This is a genomic window from Cupriavidus sp. TMH.W2, from assembly GCF_050847365.1.
Taxonomy (GTDB): domain Bacteria; phylum Pseudomonadota; class Gammaproteobacteria; order Burkholderiales; family Burkholderiaceae; genus Cupriavidus.
In genome coordinates, this window is record NZ_CP193792.1 from 1,100,830 (window position 1) to 1,125,120 (window position 24,291).

Here is a 24,291-nt window from a genome sequence, read left to right on the forward strand (position 1 = left end):
GGGTTCGCTCCGTGTGATTGCTTGCTCAGGCCGTGCCGCCCACCGTCATGTTCTCGATGCGCAGCGTCGGCTGGCCCACGCCCACCGGCACGCTCTGGCCTTCCTTGCCGCACACGCCTACGCCCGAGTCGAGGCGCATGTCGTTGCCGATCATGGTCACGTCCTTGAGCGATTCCGGGCCGTTGCCGACCAGCGTCGCGCCCTTGACCGGGTAGGTGATCTTGCCGTCCTCGATCATGTAGGCCTCGCTGGCCGAGAACACGAACTTGCCGTTGGTGATATCCACCTGGCCGCCGCCGAAGTTGACCGCATACAGGCCGCGCTTGACGCTGGCTAGGATCTCCTGCGGGTCCTTGTCGCCGTTGAGCATGTAGGTGTTGGTCATGCGCGGCATCGGCAGCGCGGCATAGCTTTCGCGGCGCGCGTTGCCGGTGACAGGCATCTTCATCAGGCGCGCGTTCAGCGTGTCCTGGATATAGCCGCGCAGGATGCCGTCCTCGATCAGCGTGGTGCACTGGGTCGGGTTGCCTTCGTCGTCCAGGTTGAGCGAGCCGCGGCGGTTGGCCAGCGTGCCGTCGTCGACCACGGTCACGCCCCTGGCCGCGACGCGTTCGCCCATGCGGCCGGCAAAGGCCGACGAGCCCTTGCGGTTGAAGTCGCCCTCCAGGCCGTGGCCGACGGCTTCGTGCAGCAGCACGCCGGGCCAGCCCGGGCCCAGCACCACGGTCATCGCGCCGGCCGGCGCCGGGCGCGCGTCCAGGTTGACCAGCGCCGACGAGACGGCTTCATCCACGTACTTCTGCAGCAGCTCGTCGGTGAAGTAGCCGTAGGCATAGCGGCCGCCGCCGCCGGAGGAGCCGATCTCGCGGCGCCCGCCCTGTTCGGCGATCACCGTGACCGAGACCCGCACCAGCGGGCGCACGTCGGCGGCGATCACGCCGTCGCTGCGCGCCACCAGCACCACGTCGTACTCGCCGGCCAGGCCTGCCATCACCTGCACCACGCGCGGGTCCTTGGCGCGCGCCATGCGCTCGACGCGCTCCAGCAGCGCGACTTTCTCCGCCGCGCTCATGGATTCGAGCGGGTCGTTGGGCGTGTACAGGTTGCGTCCGGCGTGCGTGGCCAGCTCGCCGGCCACCTTGACGCGGCCGCTGCCGGCACGGCCGATGGTGCGCGTGGCCGCCGCGGCCTGCGACAGCGCCGCCAGGCTGATGTCGTCCGAATAGGCGAAGGCGGTGCGGTCGCCCGAGACCGCGCGCACGCCCACGCCCTGGTCGATGCTGAAGCTGCCCGACTTGACGATGCCTTCTTCCAGGCTCCACGCCTCGTTGCGGGTGTACTGGAAGTACAGGTCGGCATAGTCGACCTTGTGCGTGAAGATATCGGCCAGCACGCGCTGGAGCCTGGCCTCGTCCAGGCCGTACGGCGCCAGCAGCAGTTGCTGCGCGGTGGCCAGGTTGCGGATTCCGAGATCGCCGGCGTTCATGAGATGTCCTTTCTTGCTGGGGGCGCGCCGGCTTGCGGCCGGCGCGGCAATAAATCCTCTGGGCGGGCGCCGGTGGCGGCCCCCGCGTTTGCGTACATGCTACAGCACCCGGTGTCGCAATGCCGGCAGGTTCTGCCGGACTTCGTCCAGGCGGGCAGGGTCGATGACGCCGCCGACCACGCCTTCGCCTTCAGGCAGCATCGCCAGCACTTCGCCCCACGGGTCGACCAGCATCGAATGGCCCCAGGTGCGCCGGCCATTCTCGTGCTTGCCGCCTTGTGCCGCCGCCAGCACGTAGCATTGATTCTCGATGGCGCGGGCGCGCAGCAGGATCTCCCAGTGCGCCTGCCCCGTGGTGTAGGTGAAGGCGGCCGGCATCAGAATCAGGCTGGCGCCCCCGTCCGCGGCCAGGCCCCGGTACAGCTCCGGAAAGCGCAGGTCGTAGCACACCGACATCGCCACGCGGCCGCACGGCGCATCAAAGCTCACCGGCGTGCGCCCGGCCAGGATGGTGCGCGACTCGTCGTAGCTCTCGGCGCCGCGGGTAAAGCCGAACAGGTGGATCTTGTCGTAGCGCGCCACGCGCTCGCCGCGCGGGTCGAAGGCGAGCGAGGTGTTGTACACCCGCGCCGGGTCGTCGCACCACATCGGCAGCGTGCCGCCGACCAGCCAGATGCCGTGGCGGCGCGCCGCATCGGCCAGGAACTGCTGCACCGGACCGTCGCCGTCGTGCTCGCGCACGGCCACCTTGTCGGATTCGGAGCGGCCCATCATGCAGAAGTACTCGGGCAGCAGCACCAGTTGCGCGCCGCCGGCGGCGGCCTCGGCGATCAGCGCATCGGCGCGCGCGAGATTGGCGTCGAGCGAGGTGCCGGTCACGGTCTGGACGGCGGCAACGCGGAACGGGGCGGGGGCGGTCATGGGCGTTGTTTTCCTCAGCGCGGGAAGGCGGGATCCGCACGGTTCGGGAGGGTCGGGGCTGGCGCCTTATTGTCCTCCAGTTTGCCGACCTGCGGGTTGGCCCAGGTGCCGGCGATGCGGTAGCGCTGGGTGAACATCCTGGAGAACTCGTCGGCGAACAGCAGCTGGGCGGCGAGCGTGCCGATGCCCAGTGCCGGGTTGATAAAGGCCGCGGCGATCGAGGTGGAAGTGGCGTTGATGCGCGGCACCACCTCCACGCGCAGGTCCTGCGTCTCGCGCAGCAGGTTGGCGGTGCCGCTCATGCTGGCGATGATCTGCGGGCTCTTGAGATTGAAGTCCTGGATCGTGCCCACGCCGTTTTCGATGGTGCCGCTGCCGGTAATGCGGTCGAACAGCAGCCCGCGGCCCGACAGGGTGCGGAAGTCCAGCGTGGCAAAGCGCAGCAGGCCCTGCAGGCTGAGCACGCCCAGCAGGCGCGCGGCGCCGGGCTCCACACTCAGGATCTGGCCGTTTTCCAGGTCCAGCGACAGCTTGCCCGACAGCGTCGGATAGTCGATTGACAGCGGCGAGCCGCGCCAGGCCACGCGGCCCTCCAGCTTGCCCTTGCCGTCGCTCAGCGTGTGCGCCAGTCCAAGCCGGTCCAGCGTGGCACCGGCGTCGCGCACGTCGATGGCGAACGACAGCAGCGTGCGGCGCTCGGCATTGCCGTCGGCGCGCAGGCGGCGCGGCACGCGCCAGCTGCCGCTGCCGGTCAGGGTGGCGCCGGGCTGCTCGATCTGCAGCTTGTCCAGCGTCCAGACCGGGTCGGCGCCGCTGGTGCCTGTATGTGCCTTGACTTCCAGCTTGCCGAAATCGTGCCCGCGCAGCATGAACTGGTCGGCCACCAGGTCGATCGCGGGCAGCTCGTCGATGCTGCCGGCGAGCGCATCCACCACGTTGCGCTCGTCGTTGGCATCGGGCACGTTCAGGCGTGCCAGCCGCAGCCGCAGCGAACCCGTGGCCGACGGCCCGGCCGGGCGCCATTGCAACGCGCCGGCCACCTGGCGCGAGTCGACCTTCGCATCCCAGCCGTCGGCTTCGCGGCTGGCGTCCAGGGTGACGTCGTCCAGCGTGCGGCCCATGCCGTGCAGCGCGCGCGCGCGCAGCGCAATGCGGCCGGGCATGAACGGGGAGGGCGCATCGCCGGCGGGGCCGGCGCTGCCGGCATTACTGTCGGCGAAAGCCGCGCGCCAGGCATCGATATCGAGCTCGTCGAAGGTGGCGGCAACGCTGACGCCGGCTGCCGGCAGTGGCGACGCCTGCTGCACGCCGATGCCGCCGGCAAGCACCTCGATGCCATTGCTGCCACCATCCCGGCGCAGCAGGTAGCGCGCGTTCAGCGCATTGCCCAGTTGCACTGCCAGTTCGTTGGTGCCGGCGCGGACCTGGCTGCCGGCGGGGCGCAGTTCCACGCGCAACGGCAGCTCGGGTGCCGCGGCCTTGGCCAGCGGCGCGGGCAGGTTGATGGCCATGCCGCTGAGTTCGGAGCTGATCTGCACCTGGAACTGGTGCTCGCGCGTGCTGATCACCGCACTGTAGCCGGTGCTGCCTTCGAGCCGCCCGGCCAGCTGCGCCAGCGCCGAGTTGGCGGCGGCCTCGCGCAGCCCGGCGGCCGAGGCCTGGCCGCTGGCGGTCACGCGCGTGGCGCCGTCCGGCTGGGTGCCGCCGCCCAGACGGACGTCGCCGCCGAGGAGGCGGGCGCGCATGTTCTCCAGCCCGAAGCCGCGCTCGTTGAAGGTGATGGCGCCGTTGGCGTTGCCCAGTTGCGGCAGCTGCGGGCTGAGCACGACATCGTTGCCGGGAAAGCGGAAGCGGCCTTCCACCGTGGCCGCGCTGGCGTGCTCCAGCGGCATGTCGAGCTTCAGCTTCAGCTCGCCGTTGCCGCGGGCCTGGGCCGCGTCGGCGACGTGCGCGGTCCATTCGCGCACCGGCGAGGCGCCGATATAGCGCAGGAAGCCCTGCACCGGCCCGCTGGCGCTGCCGTCGATCACCAGCTTGCCGCGCGGGCTGAGGTCGTCGATGCGGCCGCTGACATCCTGCAGCGTGACCCCGGCGATGTCCTGAACCGTCGCCCGGCGCGCCAGGAAGGTCATGCCGCCGCGGTCGAACACCACGCGGCCGGCGATATCGGTAAACGGCGGCCAGGGCGGCGCGCCGCCCGTGGTGCCGGCCGCGGTTGCGGCTTCATGCGGGGCGATCTGGTAGCTGACGTGTTCGATCGGCACCTCGACGCGGAACTCGCCGGCCTTTTCATGCGGCGCGTGGAAGGGGAAGTGCGCCAGGTCGCCGCGCAGCACGAAGCTGACACCGGCCGCTTCGCCGCCCGCGAGCGCGCCGTCCAGGTAATGCCGGGTGCCGGCCGGGATGCTCAGCGGCAGGTAGCGCGGCACGCGCGCGACCCTGGCACGCGTCATGTCGCCGGCAAGGTCGGCGATGCCGGAGGTGCCGTCGCCGCCTTCGCGCCAGGTGCCGCGCACCGAACCGGCGGCGTCGGCATTGGCAAAGCGGACACCCTCCAGCGTGACCACGAGCTTGCCGCCGCTGTGCTGCCAGCGCACCTCGCCGCCGATCTGGTCGAACGGCAGTCGCGGATCCTCGAACAGCCCCGGCAGCACCAGCGCCGCGTCGTTGCCCTCGAAGCGCGCATTGCCTTGCTGGTCGTCGAAGGCGAAGGTGCCCGACAGGTGCGAGAAGCCGGGCGTGCCCAGCCGCGGGTGGCCGTCGGCGTCCACTGCCGGCACGGCGGGCTGCCCGTTGACGGAGACATTGCGCAGCGTGCCCTGGATGCTGTAGTGCGGCTTGCCGCCGCCGCGCTCGAGCATGCCGGCGCGCTCGCGGCTCCAGGTGACGTTGAGGTTGTCGAGGTGGCCGGCCGGCTGCAGCGCGCGCAGGCGGCGCAGCACGGCGGTATCGATCGGCATCGAGGTGGCCAGCGCGCGCACCGTGTTCAGGTCCAGCGAGGGTGCCTTCAGCGTGAACTTGCGCAGGCTGCCATCGCTGGCGTTGGCCCAGCCGATGGTGACCTTGCGCATGCCTTCGCGCCAGCTGCTGTCGGCGGCGGGTACGTCGCCGTCGGCTGGCTGGGCGGGCGGCCGGGCTTGCAGGGGTTGCCAGAGCAGCGTGTCGACGGTCAGCAGGTTGCTGCCGTCGCGCTCGGTCCGGTGCAGCAGGAAGGCCTGCGCGTTAGCCAGCCGCAGCGGCGCGGCGGCGCCGGCCAGCAGCAGGTCGACGCCGCTGGCGCGCAGCCGCGTCTGGCTGCGCACGATGCGCCCCTGGCGGAACTCGATGCTGCCGTCGGTGCTGAAGGTGCCGCTGGCGACCCGCTCGAACATCAGCAGGTAGCGCTGCAACACCGGCAACTGCAGCTGGCTGAGGTCCCAGCTGGCCTGGCCGGTCCAGTAGCGCCAGTTGCCGGCGCTGCGCAGGTAGTCGTTGCGGAACTCGGACTGCACCACCAGCGGGCGCGGCCCCAGTGCCGGCGAGCTCGCTTCCAGCCTGAGCGTGTGGCGCGCGCCCTCGCGGCGGGTGTCGAGGCGGATCTCGCCGATGTCGAGCTGGGGCAGGCCCGCCTTCTCGTCCAGCCAGCGCAGCCTGCCGTCTGAAAGCGCCACGCGTCCCTGCGACATCAGCCAGCCCAGGAAGCGGGCGTCGTCCTGCAGGCCGCCGGGCGAATCGACCACCATGCCGCCGACCAGCAACTGGCCCTCGGGCGTGCGGCGCACCAGGATGTCGGTGCCGGTCGCGCTCAGGCTGACGAACTGCAGGTCCATGCTGAACAGCGAACGCCACGCCAGCTTGCCGTCGAGCGTGGCGGCCGCAACCAGCGTGTGCTGCCGGGCATCCACGGCGCGCAGGCCGCGGGCGCGGAAGGCGGGGTGCCAGCCGTCCCAGTAGGTATCGAGCGAGCCGATGCTGACCTTGGCCGACAGCGCCACCGAGCTGCGCTCTTCCAGCCACTGGCGCGCGGTCGAAGCCTGCGGCCACAGCACAAAGCGGATCAGCAGGCCTGCCACCAGCACCAGCGCGGCCAGCACCAGCGCCAGGCGCATCAGCGCGCGCCCAAGGCCGCGCCAGACGGGGTGGCGCACGGCCGCGACCATGGCGCGGGCGCCGGCGCGCGCGAACGCACCCGCGCGGGCGCCGGCAGAGGGCTTGCGCGGGGCGCCGCTGGCGTCGATTCCCTGGGAGCTCATGGTGGCCGAGGCCGGCAGCGTGGAGGCGGCCTCGTGCCCACCCGCGCCGCCATTGGGGGGAGAACTGTCAGCGGGTTGTGGGGCGCGGCTGGACATGCGCAGATTATCCGACAATACTAGCCGCTCTCCAATCTGGTGCCCGGCCGGCTGAAACAAGAACGCGCAAGCTGCGCGCACCGCAGGTGACGATGGCGCGCCCGCTGCGCGTGCAGCGGGGCGCTGGCATCGGGCGCACCTCTGGCCGCACCTTTTCTCGCATTTCAAATACTGGAATGACTGCCTCTGATCCGACGAGTTCCGCCGCTGGCGACGCTGCTGACCAACATGGCGCGCGCGCCACCCAGGATCCGGCCAACCGGCCGGATCCTGCGGCTGCGCAGGGCCCTGGCGGCATGGCCGCCGGTGCCTTTGCCGTCACTGCGGCGCAGGGTCTGCGGCCGGATGACGAGGGTGCCCAGGCAGGCGGCCACGTATTGTACTCGGCTGCGTATTCGCACTACGCGCGCCGCGTGCTGCAGGCCCGGCCCGACCTGCCCGCCATCCTCGCCGCCGCGGTGGCGCAGCCGCTCACGCGCGACTGGATGCAGGCCCGGCTGCAGGCGCTGCACGAGCCCTCGGCCGACGCCGAGGAAGCCGCCAAGCGCACCCTGCGCCGGCTGCGCGCCGAGGTCATGTGCGCGGTGATCGAGCGCGACCTGCGCGGCCTGGCGACGCTGGGCGAGGTCACCGGCGCCATGACCGACCTGGCCGAGCTGGCGATCCAGCATGGCCTGGCGATGCTGGGCGACGACCTGGCCGCCACCTTCGGCCGCCCGGTCGGCGCCCAGAGCGGCGAGGTGCAGGAACTGGTGGTGGTGGGCATGGGCAAGCTGGGCGGGCGCGAGCTCAATGTCTCGTCCGATATCGACCTGATCTTCCTCTACGACGAGGACGGCGAGACCCAGGGCGGCTCGCGCAGCCTGTCCAACCACGAGTACTTCATCCGCCTCGGCCGCCGGCTGATCAACCTGCTGGCCGAGGTCACCGCCGACGGCTACGTGTTCCGCGTCGACATGCGGCTGCGCCCCAACGGCGACGCCGGCCCGCTGGCGTGCAGCCTGGGCATGCTGGAGGAATACCTGGTGGTGCAGGGCCGGGAGTGGGAGCGCTATGCCTGGATCAAGGGCCGCGTGGTGTCGGCGCTCGGCACGCCGCATGCGCAGCGCACCGCCGGCCTGCTGGCGCGGCTGACCACGCCGTTCGTGTTCCGGCGCTACCTGGACTACGGCGTGATCGCCGCGATCCGCTCGCTGCACGCGCAGATCCGCAGCGAGGCCGCCAAGCGCAGCGGCGGGCTGGCCGGGCACGGTGTCAACCAGCGCTCGTTCAATATCAAGCTGGGGCGCGGCGGCATCCGCGAGATCGAATTCATGGCGCAGGTGTTCCAGCTGATCCGCGGCGGACAGGATCCCGCGCTGCGGATACGGCCAACGCTGGAAGTGCTGGCGGTGGCGGTCGAGCGCGGCCTGCTGCCCGCCGGCCAGGCCGGGCAGCTGGGCGATGCCTACCGCTTCCTGCGCCAGCTTGAACACCGGTTGCAGTACCGCGACGACGCCCAGACCCACCACCTGCCGACTTCGCCCGACGAGCAACTGGCGGTGGCCCGGATGATGGGCTGCACCGACTGGCCCGGGCTGCTGGCACGGCTGGCGGCGCTGCAAGACCCCGTCGCGCAGCAGTTCGAAGCCACCTTTTCCAGTCCGGATGCCGGGCCGTGCGAGGCCCTGTGGCCGGGCATCGTCATGGACGACAATGCCGCGCGCGCGCAGGACAACCCGCTGGAAGACGAGGCCGACAGCGAAGGCGACGGCGCCGCGCCGTGCGATCGGCTGCAGGCCGCCGGCTTCACCGATTGCACCGGGCTGCTGGACCGGCTGCGCGCGATCGCCTCGTCGCTGCGCTATCGCGCGCTGTCCGAATCCAGCCGCGCGCGCTTCGACCAGCTGGTGAACCGCGCGCTGGACCTGGCCGCGCGCCAGGACGATGCCGACAGCACCATCGCGCGCTTTATCGATTTCCTGGAGGCGATCAGCCGCCGCGCCTCCTACCTGTCGCTGTTGTCCGAATACCCGCAGGCGATGGACCGCGTCGCGCAGACGCTGCATGCCTCGCGCTGGGCCGCAGCCTACCTGACGCGCCATCCGCAGTTGCTGGACGAACTGCTCGACAGCGACGCGCTGGCCGGCGCGCCCGACTGGGCCGCCTTCCGCAAGCGGCTGCATGAACGGCTGCTGGCCGCCGAAGGACAGATCGAGCAGCAGATGGACATCCTGCGGCGCGAGCACCATGTCGAGACCTTCCGCGTGCTGCTGCAGGACCTGCAGGGCATGCTGACGGTGGAGCAGGTGGCCGACCGCCTGTCGGACCTGGCCGATGCCATGCTCGAGGCCACCCTGGAAACGGTCTGGCGCCAGCTGGCCACGCGGCACCGGGAGGCCCCGCGCTTCGCGGTGATCGCCTACGGCCGGCTGGGCGGCAAGGAGCTGGGCTATGCCTCGGACCTGGACATCATCTTCCTCTATGACGACGAGCACGAGCGCGCGCCCGATGTCTACGCCGCCTATGCGCGCCGCCTGATCACCTGGCTCACCAGCCATACCGCGGCCGGCGCGCTGTTCGATGTCGACACGCGGCTGCGCCCCAACGGCGCGGCCGGCCTGCTGGTGACCAGCTTCGATGCGTTCCGCCGCTACCAGCTGCGCGAGGGCGACAACACCGCCTGGGTGTGGGAACACCAGGCGCTGACGCGCGCGCGCTTCTGCGCGGGCGACGCCGCCATCGGCGCCCGCTTCGAGGCGCTGCGCGACGAGGTGCTGTGCCAGGAGCGCGATGCCGGCGCGCTGCGCGGCGAGATCGTGCAGATGCGCCACAAGGTTGCCGAAGGCCATCCCAATCCGACCGACCTGTTCGACCTGAAGCACGATCGCGGCGGCATGGTCGATATCGAATTCACGGTGCAGTACCTGGTGCTGCTGCACAGCCGCGGGCATCCGCAGCTGACGCGCAACGCCGGCAATATCGCGCTGCTGCGCGAAGCCGGCGAGCTGGGCCTGATCGATGCCGCGCTGGCCCTGGCGGTGGGCGATGCCTACCGGCTGTTCCGCGCACGCCAGCACCAGCTGCGCCTCGACGGCCAGGCCCACGCGCGCGTGGCGCCGGCGTCGGTGGCCGCGCAGACCGCGCAGGTGCGCGCGCTGTGGCAGGCCGTGTTCGGTGAGGGCTGACCCCGCGGCAGGCCCGCCGGCACCCGCCGGGGCATCGTGGCCGGGGCTGCTCGCGGCGATCGCGCTGGTGTGGGCGCTGTCGGCCTGCTTCACCTTCATGCCGTGGTGGCACGCGCACGGCCTGTACCTGCGCGATGCGGTGCGGGTGGACGGGCAGTGGTGGCGCCTGGCCACGGCCATGTGGGTACACCTGGACGCGCATCACTGGCTGGCCGATGCGTTGGCCGCGACCGGCGTGCTGGCCATCTCCGCGCGCGTGGCGCGCGCGCGCAGCCTGTTGCTGGTGCTGGTCGCCTGCGGCATTGCCGTGCAGGTGGTGCTGCTGCGCGTGCCGGCGATCGCCTGGTATGGCGGGCTCTCGGGCGCCTTGCACGGGCTGGCGCTGTGGGGTGCGCTCGGGCTGTTGCGGGCACCGGGCCTGGCGCGCGCCACCGGCGTGCTGCTGTGCCTGGGCGTGCTGGCCAAGGTCTGGGTGGAACAATCCTGGCTGGCGCCGGTGGTGTTCAGTCCGGCCTGGGGCTTTGGCGTGGTGCGCGCCGCGCACGCGGCCGGCGCGGTGGCCGGCCTGCTGTGCTGGGTCTTGCAGGAGTGGTGGCTGGCGCGGCGGCCGGCGCGCGGCAACGGCGCTGCCGCCTGAGCCGCCCCGGCTGGCTGCTACACGCGGCGCCGCAGCGCGAAGGTGAGCAGGCCGGCCACTGCCAGCAGCAGCGCGGTCCAGGGCGCCACCGCGCCGCCGCCACCACCGCCATTCGAGGCTGGTGCAGGCGCTGCCGGCGTATTCGCTGCTGCCAGCAACGCGCCGTCGGCATCGAGCAGCCCGGCGCCGCACACGCCGGGATTGGTGGTGCAATAGGTGCCCGAAGGGTGCGGGCGCGCCGAAGCCTTCAGCGCTGCCGTGACCTGGGCCGGCGTCAGCGCGCCGTTGACCGCGAACATCAGCGACACCACGCCCGAGACCATCGGCGCGGCGAAGCTGGTACCTGCAGACGACGACACGACATAATTGCCAAGGGAAGTCTTGCCGTCGTTGCTCAGGGTGCGAATGACCGAGGGCGTGACCGTGCACTGGCCATTGACAAGCTTCGAGTTGCCGCACCCCCCTCCCGGCGCGCTGAGCGTGACCTGCGGTCCGACATTGGCATAGCTGGCATTCTCGCCGTCATTGGCATGCGCGGTGACCGCGATCACGCCGCTGCAGTCGGCCGGCGCTTCTACTGCGCCGCGGTTGTTGCCCGCGGCGGCCACCACCACCACGCCGCGCGCATTCAGGTCGTTGACGGCTTGCTGCTCGATGCTGCTGCAAGTGCCACCGCCCAGGCTGATATTGACGACGCGCGCCGGCGTCGGGTTGTCCGGTACGTTCGGCACCGACAGGCCCCCGGCCCAGCGCATGCCGTCGACGGTATCGGACAGCAGCGCGCCGCAGCGCCCCGAGACGCGCACCGGCAGGATGCGCGCGTTCCAGTCGACGCCGGCGATGTCCCGCCCGTTATTGGTCAGCGCGCCCAGCACGCCCGCCACGCGCGTGCCATGCCAGCTGTTATAGGTGGCCGTCTGCGTGGGCGTGGAACTGCCGGGACAGGTGAAGCCGGCCGGGACGTTGTCGCCGGCGTCGGTCGGGTCGCTGTCACGCCCGTCGCCGTCATTGGAGATGGTGGGGTTGCTGATGAAGTCGTACCCCGGCAGCAGCCGCGCCGCCAGGTCGGGGTGTGGCAGGTAGCCAGTGTCCACGACCGCGATCACCACGCCGCTGCTGCCGCGGCTGCGGTCCCACGCGCGCGGCAGGTTGGCGCCGCCCACCGCGGTGCCCGTGCCCATCAGGTAGGGCTGGTTGACCTGGAACTCGGGATCGTTGGGCAGGGTGTCATGCAGCTTCAGCCAGCGGTCGGGCACGGCATCGGCGATGCGCGGGTCCTGGCGCAGCCGGGCCGCGGCCGCTTCCGGGTCGGCCGCCACATCGTCGGGCACTTGCACCAGCTGCAGGTTGCCGCCCATGGCCCGGCGCGCCGTGACGGCGATGCCGGTGCGTTCGCTCAGTTGCTTGAGCGCATCCGTGGCAGCGGGGGTCTTGCTGGCGCCGATGCCATCGGCTGCGGCCGTGGTGTCGTCGCGCCAGCGCACGATGATATGGCCGGTATAGGCCGGTGCGGCATGCGCACCGGCAGCGAGTGCCGCGCCGGTCGGCGCCGCGCCGCATACAGCGGCCGTGGCCAGGACGACTGCCCGCCAACGGCGGGCCATGAAGCTGCGACAGAAAACAGGCTGCGCGGATTGCGGCATGTACTCCTCCCTGGGGCGTGGCGCGCTCTGGCTCGGGTGGCGCCGGGCATGTTATGTAGCGAATACGATCCAGCCGGGTTGCGCAAGGGCGACCGAAGGTCCGGTTCCTGTCCCTAATGCAAGGCTTCCGTACTGATGCAATGCTGGCCTCAGCTTTGCGGCATGTCGCGGCTGGTGGGGATATTGCGGCTGGGCTTGATCAGCCGGTCCGGTTCGGCGGTCTCGATGCGCGGCGTGGCGCGCAGGGTCTCGACCGCCTGCTGCATGGTGGCGTCCGCCGACGCCGAGATCGCGGTGACCAGCCACACGCCGCCGGACATCGGGCGTTTGACCACATAGCGGATCGGGCCCTTGATCTCTGCCAGCAGCTTGCCGGCGTCTTCGGACAGGTTCACCGCCGGCGGCTTGAAGCGGACCATGATGTCGCCGATGGCGCGGTCATCGCTGATGCTGCCCGGCGGCGGCGCCGAGGCCTTGGGCTGGGCCTGGCAGGCGGACAGTGCCAGCAGTGCGGCCGATGCGGCGGTGGCGATGGCCAGCACGGCGCGCAGCGAGGCGCGCGGGCGGGACCGGAAGCCGGCAGGCGGCGCTTGGCGGGTCATGGTGAGGCTCCTGTCAGTGTATAGGGGGGCAAACGATGCGACGGACCCGTCAGCCGGCGGCGGCGCGGCGGCTGCGCCTGGCGTCCTTGCCAGCGCGCGCGGGCTGGCTGCCCGGGTTGTCGGCCATGCCCTGCGAGAGCATCTCTTGCGCATGTTGCAGCGTGGTGGCGGTGACGGTGGCGCCGCCCAGCATGCGCGCGGTCTCGACCACGCGGCCGGCGGGGTCCAGCACCCGGATGCGCGAGCGCGTCACCGAGCCGTCGCCCGCGGCGGTGGTTTCCTTGCTGACCAGCAGGTGCGTGCCCGCCTGTGCCGCCACTTGCGGCAGGTGGGTCACGCACAGCACCTGGCGCGCGCGGCCCAGCTCCTGCAGGCGCCGGCCGACCACCTCGGCCACCGCGCCGCCGATGCCGGTATCGACCTCGTCGAAGATCAGCGTGGGCGTGGGCGAGGCTTCGCTGGTGATCACCGAGATCGCCAGGCTGATGCGCGCCAGTTCCCCGCCGGAGGCCACCCGGGCCAGCGGCCGCGCGCTCACCCCGGCGTGGCCGGCCACCAGGAACTCGACCTGCTCGAGCCCGTAGCTCTGGCCTTCGTCGAGCGGGTTGAGCGCGGCGACAAAGCTGCCGCCGGCCATCGACAAGCCCTGCATGGCGTCGGTGACCGCGGCGGACAGCGCTTGCGCGGCGGTATTGCGGGCGTGGCTGAGATGCTGCGCCAGCGTCAGGTAGGCGGCCTTGGCCGCGGCCTCGCGCGCCATCACCTTGTTCAGGTCCTGCGCGGCCTGCAGGTCGTCGAGCTGCTGGCGGCGCGCGATCAGTTCGTCGGGCAGCTGCTCGGGCGGCAGGCGGTACTTGCGCGCGGTGGCGTGCAGCGCCTGCATGCGTTCTTCCACGGCCTGCAGCCGCTCGGGGTCGAGCTCGAGCCGGTCGACATAGCGCGTGAGCGAGTGCGCGGCTTCCTCGGCCTGGACCTGGGCGGGCTCGAGCGCGGCCAGCACATCGCGCAGCGCGGGATCGACATCGGCCAGTTGCTGCAGCTTGTGGACGATGGTATTCAGCGCCGACAGCACCGAGCCGTCGGCTTCGGACAGCGCCTCGAGCGCGGCACGGCTGCCGTCGATCAGGCCGGCCGCGTGCGACAGCCGGTTGTACTCGGACTGGATCTCTTCCCACTCGCCCGGCTGCGGGTTGAGCTTGTCCAGTTCGCCGACCTGCCATTCGAGACGCTCGCGCTCGAGCTGCATTTCGCGCGACTGGTGTTCCACCGCCTCGCGCTGGCGCACGCAGGCGCGCCACGCGCGCCAGGCCTCGGCCACGGCGCCGGCCTGTTGCGTCAGGCCGGCGTGGGCGTCGAACAGGAGCCGCTGCGCATCGGGACGCAGCAGCAGCTGGTGCGCGTGCTGGCCGTGGATGTCGACCAGCTGGTCGCCGACTTCGCGCAGTTGTGCCAGCGTGGCGGCGGCGCCGTTGATAAAGGCCTTGCTGCGGCCGCCGGCATCGACCGTCCGGCGCAGCAGCACGGTCGGCACGCCGCCGTCTTCGTCGCTGTTCAGTTCACGCTCGGCCAGCCAGGCGTCCAGCGCGGGGTGGGTCGAGAAGGTGGCGCTGACACTGGCGCGCGGCGCGCCTTCGCGCACCACGCCGGCGTCGGCGCGCTCGCCCAGCACCAGTGCCAGGGCATCGATCAGGATCGACTTGCCGGCGCCGGTCTCGCCGGTGAAGACGGTAAAGCCGGAGGCGAAGTCCAGGTCGAGCGTATCGACGATGACGAAATCACGGATGGACAGGCTGCGCAGCATCGTGGCGTGGAAGGTAGTCGGTCCGATGGGTTCGGGCTGAGGCTTGAGGGGCGGCTCAGAGGCGGTTGTCTTCGGACGGAAACTCGTGCCAGTGCAACTTCTTGCGCAGCGTGGCGTAGTAGTTGTAGCCGACCGGGTGCAGCAAGTTGATGGTCTTGCCCGAGCGCCGCACTACGATGCGGTCGCCCGGCAGCAGCGAGGTCAGCGACTGCATGTCGAAGTTGACGCTGGCATCGCGCGCGCTGGCCACTTCGATGGTGACCTCGGCATCGTGCGGCAGCACGATCGGCCGGTTCGACAGCGCGTGCGGGGCGATCGGCACCAGCACCACGCCCGACAGCGTCGGATGCAGGATCGGGCCGCCGGCGGACAGGGCATAGGCGGTCGAGCCGGTGGCGGTCGACACGATCAGGCCGTCGGACCTCTGGTTGTACATGAAGTTGCCGTCCACCGACACCGCCAGCTCGACCATGCCGGAGATGCCCGAGCGGTTCACCACCACGTCGTTCAGGGCCAGCGCTGAAAAAATGTCCATGTCGTCGCGCACCACGCGCGATTCCAGCAGCAGGCGGGTCTCGGCCTCGTAGCGGCCGTCGAGCATGTCGGGCAGCACCGTATGCGCGTCGTCGAGCGCAATATCGGTCATGAAGCCCAGCCGCCCGTGGTTGACGCCGATCAATGGCACGTTGTGGCCGGCGAGCTGACGGGCGATGCCCAGCAGCGTGCCGTCGCCGCCCAGCACCACGGCCACGTCGGCCTGCCGGCCGATTTCCTCGGCGGACAGGGCAGGGTAGCCGGTCAGCCCGGTGGCCAGCGCGGTCTCGCGCTCGAACACGACATCCTGGCCGTTGCGCAGGATATAGGAGGCGATCTCCTCCAGCGGCCCTTCGATGCCGGCAGTGGAGTACCGGCCCACCAGGGCGACGGTCTTGAATGGAGTGCGCACGGCGCTGGCTTTAGGGGGGGCGGACATGCGGGGATTAGACCATACCGCCGTGACGGTTGTCAGCAGGGGCCGGCAGGTCACCCGGGCCGGGCGCCAGAAGGTCCAAAACTTGCGTAAAATCGGGGCATCATGGATGAACGTTCCAAAACGCTGCTCAAGACCCTGATCGAGCGCTACATCGCCGAAGGCCAGCCGGTCGGCTCCCGCACCCTGTCGAAGTACTCGGGGCTGGACCTGTCGCCGGCGACGATCCGCAATGTGATGTCCGATCTGGAGGAAATGGGTTTCATTTCCAGTCCGCACACCTCCGCCGGCCGGATCCCGACGCCGCGCGGCTACCGGCTGTTCGTCGATTCGATGCTGACGGCCAAGCCGCTCGAGCGCAACGCCGACCTGGCCGAGCTGACCGGCCAGATCCAGGACCAGCTGGGCGGCCAGCAACTGGGGCCGCAGCGCATGATCACGGCGGCCGCGCGCACGCTGTCCAACCTGTCGCACTTTGCCGGGGTGGTGATGACACCGCGCCGCGCGCAGGCATTCCGGCAGATCGAATTCATGCGGCTGTCGGACAAGCGCATCCTGCTGATCATCGTCAGCCCCGAGGGCGACGTGCAAAACCGCATCATCCAGACCGAACTGCCGTACACGCCGGCTCAGCTGATCGAGGCGGCCAACTTCTTCAACTCGCACTATGCCGGCATGAGCTTCGACACAGTGCGCGGCCACCTGCGGGTCGAGCTGCAGGACTTGCGCCGCGACATGTCGCAACTGATGCAGGCCGCGGTCGAGGCCGGCAGCACCGTCGCGGACGAGGACGACGACCACGTCTATATCAGCGGCGAGCGCAAGCTGCTGGAAGTTGACGACCTGGCCTCCAGCATGGACAAGCTGCGGCGCCTCTTCGACGTGTTCGAGCACAAGACCAGCCTGCTGCAGCTGCTGGACGTGTCCAGCCATGCGCAGGGCGTGCAGATCTTTATCGGCGGCGAGAGCCGGCTGGTGCCGATCGAAGACATGGCGGTCATCACCGCCCCGTACGAGGTTGACGGGCAGATCGTCGGCACGCTTGGCGTGATCGGCCCCACGCGCATGGCCTATGAGCGCGTGATTCCTATCGTCGACATCACCGCGCGGCTGCTGTCCAGCGCCCTGAGCCAGAACTAGTGGAAAGACTGGCTGGTCTGACAAGCGGCTCCATTCCTGGCGAGCGCGGCAATCGCCGTTGCGCCGCACCGGTGCCATCCGGGCACCGTGCCAATACGGAAGCGACATGACGTTTTCTCCCGAACCGGCCTACCAGCACGGCCAGGCGCCGCGCACGGCGATCCTGCTGGTCAACCTGGGCACCCCGGACGCCCCCACACCCAAGGCGGTGGGGCGCTACCTGAAGGAATTCCTGTCCGACCCGCGCGTGGTCGAGATCCCGCGCGCGGCCTGGCTGCCGCTGCTGTACGGGGTGATCCTGCCGCTGCGCTCGCGCGCCTCGGCGCTGAAATACGAATCGATCTGGCTGCGCGAGGCCCATATGACGGGTTCGCCGCTGCTGGTCTACAGCGAGCGCCAGGCCCATGCGCTGCAGCGCCTGATGCACCAGCACGGCCACGAAGTGACGGTGGCGTGCGCGATGCGCTACGGCAACCCTTCGATCGCCTCGGTGCTGGAGGCGCTGCGCCACCAGGGCTGCGAGCAGGTGCTGGTGCTGCCGATGTATCCGCAGTACTCGGGCACCACCACGGCCACGGCCTTCGACGAGGTGTTCCGCGTGCTGGGCCAGTGGCGCAACCAGCCCGAACTGCGGCTGGTCAAGCATTTCCATGACCACCCGGCCTATATCTCGGCGCTGCACCAGCAGGTCGGCGCCTACTGGACGCAGCACGGCATGCCGGACTTTGCCCGCGGCGACAAGCTGATCCTGTCGTTCCACGGCGTGCCGCGGCGCACGCTGGAGCTGGGCGACCCCTACCACTGCGAGTGCCTGAAGACCGGCCGCCTGCTGGGCGAGGCGCTTGGGCTGCAGCCCGGGCAATATCAAGTGACGTTCCAGTCTCGTTTCGGCAAGGCGGAATGGCTGCAGCCCTATACCGCGCCAACGCTGGCTGAGTTGGGCAAGGTCGGCGCGGGGCGGGTGGACGTGTTCTGCCCGGGCTTCCCGGCTGATTGCATCGAGACGCTGGAAGAGATCGCCATGGAAGGGCAGACTGAATTCAAGGTCGCGGGCGGCAAGGACTTCCACTTCATTCCGTGCATGAACGATGCCGCGCCGTGGGTCGCGGCGATGGCGGAGATCGCGCTGCAGCACCTGCAGGGCTGGCCGCTGGCCACGCCGCATCCGCATGAACTGGAAGCGCGGCGCACGCGCGCGCAGACCCGGGGGGCGGCGGCATGAACGTGGATTTCGAGCCGGGTGCGCGCCAGCGCATCGACAAATGGCTTTGGTGCGCGCGCTTCTTCAAGACGCGCTCGCTGGCCGCCGAAGCGGTGGAGCGCAGCAAGGTGAGCGTCAACGGCCAGCCGTGCAAGAACTCGCGCGAGGTGAAGCCCGGCGACAAGGTCGTGCTGGAAGCGCACCAGCAGCGCTGGGAACTGGTGGTCAAGGGCATTGCCCCGGCGCGCGGCCCGGCGCCGGTGGCGCAGACGCTGTATGAGGAAAGTGCCGAAAGCCAGTCCCGCCGGCTGGCCGATGCCGAGCGCCGGCGCCTGGAGCCCGAGCCATCGGCCCAGATCCAGGGGCGCCCGACCAAGCGCGACCGGCGCCGGATCGATCACCTGAAGGGCTGAAACGACAACGCGGCGGCCCGGATGACTCCGGCGCCGCCGCGCAGCGGTATTGGATGCCAGCGACCTATTCCTGCTGGATGACGAAGGGGACGATGTAGTGCTTGAACACCGCCTTGCCGCTGCCATACTCCGTATCGCGCGGGGTGAATGCGCCGGAAAGGCAGATAAAGACGGTCATGACCGCCAATGCGGCCACGAGGCAGAGCGTCACGACTGGCAGCTTGTGCATGGCCAACCTTTCGGAAGAGGCACAGAAATGAACCATCTCCAAGGCTCCCGGTATTTTTGTCATTTTTCTTACTAAGAATCTTAGTGAGTGCAATGCAGCAAAGCAATAAGGCCTCGATTGCATTTGGCCACGCTTTGTAACGGTGTATTTCCGCGTCTCGCCGGCGCCACACTTGAAAACTGGCGCCGTGCCACCACCTGAGCCGGACACACGCCGATTTACCACCCGCAGCCGCGCCATCGGCGGGCCGCGACAATGTATTGATACGGATCGACATGGAAGAACAGAAGCAGACGCCATCCACCCAGACGCCGACGCCCGCGGGCGACGAGGCGGCCACCGCCGCCAACGCCAGCCAGGAGGCCGGCGCGCCGGAAGCCGCTGTCGTGGACGACGCGGCGGCCCAGCTGGCCGCCCTGGAAGCCAAGGCGCGCGAGCACTATGACCTGTACATGCGCGCGGTTGCCGAAGGCGAGAACATCCGCCGCCGGGCGCAGGAAGATGTCGCCAAGGCGCACAAATTCGCTATCGAGAACTTTGCCGACAACCTGCTGCCGGTCATGGACAGCCTGCAGGCCGCGCTGGCCGACGGCTCGGGCGATATCGCCAAGCTGCGCGAAGGCGTGGAACTGACCGCGCGCCAGCTGGCCACGGCCTTCGAGCGCGGCAAGATCGTTGAACTGAACCCGGTGGGCGAGAAATTCGATCCGCACCGCCACCAGGCCATCTCGATGGTGCCGGCGGAACAGGAGGCCAACACCGTGGTGTCCGTGCTCCAGCGCGGCTACACCATTGCCGAACGCGTGCTGCGGCCGGCGCTGGTGACGGTGGCGGCACCGAAGTAAATCGGCACCTGGGCAAGCGGCCGGGATGCGGCGGCGTGCCGCTCCCGGCTCCTGACCTGACGCCCGGTGCCTGCTGGCCCGGGCGTTTTGTCCTTTTGGAGCTAACCATGAGCACCGAACCGCCGGCCGGCGCGCCCGAGCCGTCCCGGGACGCCCATCCCGACCACCGCGCTTTCGACGCGTTCGCCATGCGCGAGGTCGATGACACCACCATCGACGCCGCCATCGCCGAGGCCGGCGATGCGCTGGTGTGCGTGTTCTTCTGGGGCGTGGACTGCTTCAACTGCGAGATGGCCAAGCAGGCCATGCTGGCCAGTCCAGAACCGGTGCGGGCGCTGGAGCTGCACTGGCTGCACGCCAACGTTTATGCACACCCCGAACTGGGGCGGCGCTTCGGCCTGCACGGCATTCCCGTGTTCATGTTCTTGCGGAACGGCAAGAGGCTGGGCCGCGCCACCGGCTGGCATGGCCACGGCCAGTTTGCCGCGGCGGTGGCCAATGCGCGGCTCAAGGCCTGCGGCAAGCCGCTGGCGGGCTAGACCTCAGCGCGATAGCGCGTAGCCGATGCGGAACTGCCAGGGCAGCTTGCGGTTGTAGTCGAGCAGGCTCTCGCCATAGCCGACGAAATAGCCCGCCATCAGGTAGCCGGCGGTGCCCGGGATCAGCCGCGCCATCGGGTAGGTGAGCTGCGCGTCAACGCTGCCGTACCACTTGCGCGTGCCCTTGCGCAGCGTGGCCGAAAACGCCCATGAGTCCGGGCGCCCGTAGGCGATGCCCAGGTCCATGAAGCCCCGATAATGGGCGATGTCGGGGTTTTCGCCCTTTTCCACATAGGCGTAGAGCTTGGGCGCAACGCGCCAGTGCCAGTCGTTCTGGTCGCCGAAGTAGAAGGTCGGCTTGACGAAGACCGTATTGATGCTGCGCGAATCGTCGCCGGCGCGGCCATTGGACTCATGCTCCAGGCCGGTCGCCAGCGACAGCCGGCTGATGGCGTTGTTGCGCACGCCCGTATCCGACAGGTAGTAGAACAGGCTGGGCCGGTAGTTGGTGTCGCGGAACGGCTTGGACTCCTTGTTCCAGTCCCACAGCGAGAACTGCGTGTAGCCGAAGTACAGGTTGTCGAACAGGCTCTTCGAGGCCGGGACCTCGCCCTCGAAGATGCGGTACTTGAAGCTGAGCTGGAACTTGGCATTGGCGCCGTCATGCGCGCCGACGATGAAGTACATCGGGTCGTGGAACGAGAGCCGGGCGCTGTCGCGCAGGTCGGCCGGTGCGGGGGCAGCGGCGCCGGCCGTGGTGACGGGGGTTACCGGCACGGGCGCGGCCTCGGCAGTCCCGGCAGCAACCTTCGCCTGGCTGGCGGCCGCAGCGGGGGCGGCGGCAAGGGGTGCGGCGGGCGTGGCGGACTTGTCCGGTTGCGGCAGCCGGTTCAGGGTGACCAGGACCGGCGCGGCGTCGATGCCGGTGGCATCCAGCCGCACCTGGCCGCGCAGGGCCGGCGGCAGGGCCGCGGTGTAGTGGATGGCGCGATGCTCGCCGCGGCGCAGGTTGACCACGGCCGGGCCCGGGACCTCGCGCCACAGCACCAGCCGCACCGGCGCCTGCAGGTCCCCCGAGGCGGTCACTTCCAGCGTGTCGGGGATGCGGTAGCGGCGCGTGGTGTCGTCGGCGCTGACGATCAGGGTCAGCGTCAGCGGTTGGTTGCCGTCGATCACGCGCGGCGGCTGCAGCAGCGCCACGCCGGCGTGACCGGCCAGGGGCCAGGCCAGCATCAGCGACAGGCACAGCGGAGCAAGGGCACGGCCGGCGGGCGCCAGGCGGCGCCGGCGGGGAAGGGCAGTACGGGACATGGCTTGCGCGCACCGCGCCGCCATGTGACGGCAACGCGGCTAGGGAAAATACGGACCCGCAAAGCCTACCACGCACCCGCCGGAGGGTTGTGACGAATTGTACGCTGCGCCTGACGCGAACCGGACTCAGCGGCTGGCGCGGCGCCTGACGCAGTCGACGTAGTGGTCGCCGTCGGGCGGCCGGCCGGTGCGCTGTGCCTGCCACAGCATTTCACCGAGGCATTCCATTACCTGGTGCTGCGCTTCGTGCGGCGAGTCCAGCCGGCGCGCCAGTGCCTCATAGGCCTGGCGGATGCCGCGCGGCTGGTCGACCGAGACCTGCTCGGAAATCGACAGGTGCATCGACAGGTGCAGGAAGGGGTTGGTCTGGCCTTGCTCGGGGGTGTAGTCCTGCGCCAGCGCACCTTCGGCGTCGCGCAGCAGGTCGTGGTACTCGGGGTGCTCGCCGATCCAGTCGACGGCGATGGCTTCCAGCGGGGTCAGTACGCCGCCTGTGATCTGCTTCTGCCAGGCATCGCAGAAGAACCGGCGGACTTCTTCTCGTGAGGGATTGAACATGGTGGCGACATTGTAAACGAGGCCCGCTCCCCACGCTGGCCGCGCCTGCCCGCCAAGTAGAATGCGGGATCGCCGACTTCCCGCCCGCCCGATGACCGCTTCCCCTTCCACCGCCACGGCCCACGCCCGCGACAAGCTGGCCGGCGTGCTGCTGATCGCGCTCTCGGCCAGCGCCTTTGGCGCCATGGCGATCTTCGCGCGCTTTGCCTACGCGGCCGGCGCGGATGTGTACGGGATGCTGCTGGTGCGCTTCGCGCTGGCCGCCGTGGCGCTGGCGTGGGTGATGCGCACGCGCGGCATCGCCCTGCCGCCATGGCGCCGCGTGCTGGCGCTGGCGGCGATGGGGGGCATCGGCTATGTCGGCCAGTCGTTCTGCTTCTTCAGCGCACTCAACCATGCGCAAGCCAGCCTGGTGGCGCTGCTGCTGTACCTCTATCCGCTGTTCGTGACGATCCTGGCGGCGGTTTTCCTCAAGGAGCGGCTGACCACCGCCGCGGTGGTCGCGCTGGTGCTGTGCTCGGCGGGCGCGGGGCTGACCGTCGGCGGCGGCGAGGGCTCGCCGCTGGGGATCGCGCTGGGGCTGGCGGCGGCGGTGATCTATTCGGTCTACATCATCATCGGCGCGCGCGTGACCGCTGGCGTCAACCCGATCGCGACCACCACGGTGATCTGCACCGCGGCGGCGCTGGTCTACGGCGCCGCCGGCCTGCTGCGGTTGGGCGCGGGCACGCCGCCGCAGTTCCCGGCCAACGCCGGCGGCTGGCTGGCGCTGGCGGGCATCGCGCTGCTGTCGACGGTGCTGGCGATCCTGACCTTCTTCGCCGGCCTGCAGCGGCTGGGCGCGGCGCAGGCGTCGATGCTGTCGACGCTGGAGCCGGTGGTCACCGTGCTGCTGGCCGCGCTGCTGCTGGGCGAGCATATCGGCGCGGCGCAGGCCGTCGGCGGCGGGCTGATCCTGGCCGGCGTGCTGTGGCTGACCCGCCGTGGCAGCGCGCCGGCGCCGGCGCGCGCCGATGTGCAAGGGAATTGAACAGCTTGCTCAAAGGCGCTGTCGCGGGCCGCGCAAACCGTTGGGTACAATCGCGGCTTCTCTCAAATCTCGTACAGGAAAGAAGCGCATGTCCCAGATCGACAACGCCGCGCTGGCGCAGCTGTTCTCCGAAGCCCGCACGCACAACGTGTGGCAGGACCGCCATGTGGACGACGCCGTGCTGCACCAGATCTATGAAGCGATGAAATTCGGCCCGACCGCCGCCAATAGCAGCCCGGCGCGCATCGTGTTCGTCAAGAGCGCCGCCGAGAAGGCGCGCCTGGTGGACTGCGTGTCGGCCGGCAACGTCGACAAGACCCGCTCGGCGCCGGTGACCGCCATCATCGCCTTCGACACCGCCTTCCACGACCAGCTGCCCAAGCTGTTCCCGCACGCCGATGCCCGCTCCTGGTACGCCGGCAACGACGAGAAGATCGCCCGTGACGCGCTCATGAACAGCTCGCTGCAAGGCGGCTACTTCATCCTGGCGGCGCGCGCGCTGGGCCTGGACTGCGGCCCGATGGGCGGCTTCGACGCCGACAAGGTCAACGCGGCCTTCTTCCCGGACGGCAAGTGGAAGGTCAACTTCCTGTGCAACCTGGGCTATGGCGTGGCCGACAAGCTGTTCCCGCGCGGCCCGCGCCTGTCGTTCGACGAAGCCTGCCGCATCGTCTGAGCACGCTGCGCATCAAACAGAAAAAGCGACCCCCGGTGGTCGCTTTTTTGTTGGCAGGCGGTGGTGTCAAGCCGTCCATTCCTGCATGGGGTTGCAGGCCAGGTAGCGGCGCGGCTCGGCAATGCCAAGCCGCGCGCGAGCCGCGTCGATCGGTTCGTGCAGCAGCTTCTCGTAATCCTCGCCCAACAGCCACTGCGCCCGGCGGCCCAGCCGATAGCCTTCCAGCACGGCCCGCGCAAAGGCCAGGCTGCCGCTCACGCGCAGGCTCTTCAGCGACGCCGCGATGGCGATGAAGGCCCAGCCCTTGCCGCCGGTCTGCGCATAGCTGAACGCCACCAGCGCGGCCTCGCCCAGGCTTTCGTCGGCCCGGTAGCCGGTGAGCACATGCCAGATGTCGTGGATGTCGCGCGTACGCCGGCCGAACCACATGTAGGCGTCCTCGACCACCGGTTCCTGGTCCAGGTTCGAGACCTTGGCCAGCCCGTCGGCGCTGTAGCCGGTCTGTTCCAGGAACGCGCGATAGGCCGCGCCAACGGTGCCCGGTGCGAACCTGGCGACGTATGCCGGATCGGACAGGCGCTCGGCCAGTTCGATGCGCTGGTAGACCATGCGCCGCCCGTCGGTCGTGCTCAGCAGGCGGCTGAAGTTGCGGGGCATGGACGGCCCGTTGAGCGCGCGCATGATGCGGAACACCTGCTCCGTGTCATTGCCATTGGCCATCAGCTTGCGAACGGCCTTGAGCGCGGTGAAGACATCCTGCTTGTAGGGGTTGGAGGCGGTCGAGGTGGCCATGG

20 protein-coding genes are annotated in these 24,291 nt (G+C 70.0%); 9 read left to right on the forward strand and 11 right to left on the reverse strand.

All coding sequences use genetic code 11. The annotated features are described in order from the left end of the window. Positions 1-25 precede the first annotated feature (25 nt). The 3 genes from tldD to ACREYQ_RS05170 all read right to left on the reverse strand — a co-directional run bounded on the left by tldD (position 26) and on the right by ACREYQ_RS05170 (position 6,735). Entirely contained in the window at positions 26-1,486 is a 1,461-nt protein-coding gene (gene tldD / locus ACREYQ_RS05160; RefSeq protein ID WP_432259695.1) for a metalloprotease TldD, read from the reverse strand. Between the two features lie 99 nt (positions 1,487-1,585). Continuing rightward, entirely contained in the window at positions 1,586-2,407 is an 822-nt protein-coding gene (locus ACREYQ_RS05165; protein ID WP_432259696.1) for a carbon-nitrogen hydrolase family protein, read from the reverse strand. A 14-nt stretch (positions 2,408-2,421) separates the two neighbouring features. Beyond that, positions 2,422-6,735: a YhdP family protein gene (locus tag ACREYQ_RS05170; protein WP_432259697.1), complete on the reverse strand. Its 4,314-nt coding sequence runs from the start codon at positions 6,733-6,735 to the stop codon at positions 2,422-2,424. Between the two features lie 176 nt (positions 6,736-6,911). Between ACREYQ_RS05170 and glnE the strand changes: the two genes are divergently transcribed. Both glnE and rrtA read left to right on the forward strand, forming a co-directional pair. Then, positions 6,912-9,902 (forward strand): bifunctional [glutamate--ammonia ligase]-adenylyl-L-tyrosine phosphorylase/[glutamate--ammonia-ligase] adenylyltransferase, encoded by a 2,991-nt coding sequence (glnE, locus tag ACREYQ_RS05175; RefSeq protein ID WP_432259698.1) that lies wholly within the window; start codon positions 6,912-6,914, stop codon positions 9,900-9,902. Further along, entirely contained in the window at positions 9,892-10,539 is a 648-nt protein-coding gene (gene rrtA, locus ACREYQ_RS05180) for a rhombosortase (protein ID WP_432259699.1), read from the forward strand. The genes glnE and rrtA overlap by 11 nt, the downstream gene beginning before the upstream one ends. A 17-nt stretch (positions 10,540-10,556) precedes the next feature. Here rrtA and mprA read toward each other — a convergent pair whose 3' ends face one another. The 4 genes from mprA to ACREYQ_RS05200 form a co-directional block, all read right to left on the reverse strand. Beyond that, entirely contained in the window at positions 10,557-12,182 is a 1,626-nt protein-coding gene (mprA, locus tag ACREYQ_RS05185) for an MprA protease, GlyGly-CTERM protein-sorting domain-containing form (RefSeq protein ID WP_432259700.1), read from the reverse strand. A gap of 149 nt (positions 12,183-12,331) precedes the next feature. Beyond that, positions 12,332-12,784, reverse strand: coding sequence for a hypothetical protein (locus tag ACREYQ_RS05190; protein ID WP_432259701.1), 453 nt, complete (start codon positions 12,782-12,784; stop codon positions 12,332-12,334). 49 nt (positions 12,785-12,833) lie between these two features. Then, entirely contained in the window at positions 12,834-14,585 is a 1,752-nt protein-coding gene (recN, locus tag ACREYQ_RS05195; RefSeq protein WP_432259702.1) for a DNA repair protein RecN, read from the reverse strand. A 55-nt stretch (positions 14,586-14,640) separates the two neighbouring features. Beyond that, positions 14,641-15,558, reverse strand: coding sequence for an NAD kinase (locus tag ACREYQ_RS05200; protein ID WP_432259703.1), 918 nt, complete (start codon positions 15,556-15,558; stop codon positions 14,641-14,643). Positions 15,559-15,660: 102 nt separating this feature from the next. Between ACREYQ_RS05200 and hrcA the strand changes: the two genes are divergently transcribed. The 3 genes from hrcA to ACREYQ_RS05215 all read left to right on the forward strand — a co-directional run bounded on the left by hrcA (position 15,661) and on the right by ACREYQ_RS05215 (position 18,309). Next, positions 15,661-16,695, forward strand: a complete 1,035-nt coding sequence (hrcA, locus tag ACREYQ_RS05205) for a heat-inducible transcriptional repressor HrcA (RefSeq protein WP_432259704.1) — start codon at positions 15,661-15,663, stop codon at positions 16,693-16,695. 106 nt (positions 16,696-16,801) lie between these two features. Further along, entirely contained in the window at positions 16,802-17,917 is a 1,116-nt protein-coding gene (hemH, locus tag ACREYQ_RS05210; RefSeq protein ID WP_432259705.1) for a ferrochelatase, read from the forward strand. Further along, the gene (locus ACREYQ_RS05215) at positions 17,914-18,309 is read left to right on the forward strand and encodes an RNA-binding S4 domain-containing protein (RefSeq protein ID WP_432259706.1); all 396 of its coding nucleotides are present in this window, start codon (positions 17,914-17,916) and stop codon (positions 18,307-18,309) included. Before hemH ends, ACREYQ_RS05215 begins: the two co-directional genes overlap by 4 nt. A 64-nt stretch (positions 18,310-18,373) precedes the next feature. On the opposite strand, the gene ACREYQ_RS05220 is transcribed toward ACREYQ_RS05215, so the two are convergent. Beyond that, entirely contained in the window at positions 18,374-18,538 is a 165-nt protein-coding gene (locus ACREYQ_RS05220; protein WP_432259707.1) for a hypothetical protein, read from the reverse strand. Between the two features lie 275 nt (positions 18,539-18,813). Between ACREYQ_RS05220 and grpE the strand changes: the two genes are divergently transcribed. Then, positions 18,814-19,383 (forward strand): nucleotide exchange factor GrpE, encoded by a 570-nt coding sequence (gene grpE / locus ACREYQ_RS05225; RefSeq protein ID WP_432259708.1) that lies wholly within the window; start codon positions 18,814-18,816, stop codon positions 19,381-19,383. Positions 19,384-19,490: 107 nt separating this feature from the next. Continuing rightward, on the forward strand, positions 19,491-19,922 hold the full coding sequence (locus ACREYQ_RS05230; RefSeq protein ID WP_432259709.1) for a thioredoxin family protein: 432 nt from the start codon (positions 19,491-19,493) through the stop codon (positions 19,920-19,922). A gap of 3 nt (positions 19,923-19,925) precedes the next feature. Here the strand turns inward: ACREYQ_RS05230 and ACREYQ_RS05235 are convergent, their stop codons facing one another. Together ACREYQ_RS05235 and ACREYQ_RS05240 are read right to left on the reverse strand one after the other, a co-directional pair. Then, positions 19,926-21,233, reverse strand: a complete 1,308-nt coding sequence (locus ACREYQ_RS05235) for a phospholipase A (RefSeq protein ID WP_432259710.1) — start codon at positions 21,231-21,233, stop codon at positions 19,926-19,928. 126 nt (positions 21,234-21,359) lie between these two features. Continuing rightward, entirely contained in the window at positions 21,360-21,791 is a 432-nt protein-coding gene (locus ACREYQ_RS05240; protein WP_432259711.1) for a DUF1841 family protein, read from the reverse strand. A 61-nt stretch (positions 21,792-21,852) separates the two neighbouring features. Between ACREYQ_RS05240 and ACREYQ_RS05245 the strand changes: the two genes are divergently transcribed. Continuing rightward, positions 21,853-22,821 (forward strand): DMT family transporter, encoded by a 969-nt coding sequence (locus ACREYQ_RS05245; protein ID WP_432259712.1) that lies wholly within the window; start codon positions 21,853-21,855, stop codon positions 22,819-22,821. A gap of 88 nt (positions 22,822-22,909) precedes the next feature. Beyond that, a complete protein-coding gene (locus ACREYQ_RS05250; RefSeq protein WP_432259713.1) occupies positions 22,910-23,497 on the forward strand; it encodes a malonic semialdehyde reductase in 588 nt (195 codons plus the stop codon). A gap of 66 nt (positions 23,498-23,563) precedes the next feature. On the opposite strand, the gene ACREYQ_RS05255 is transcribed toward ACREYQ_RS05250, so the two are convergent. Further along, entirely contained in the window at positions 23,564-24,289 is a 726-nt protein-coding gene (locus ACREYQ_RS05255; RefSeq protein ID WP_432259714.1) for a Coq4 family protein, read from the reverse strand. Positions 24,290-24,291: the final 2 nt, after the last annotated feature.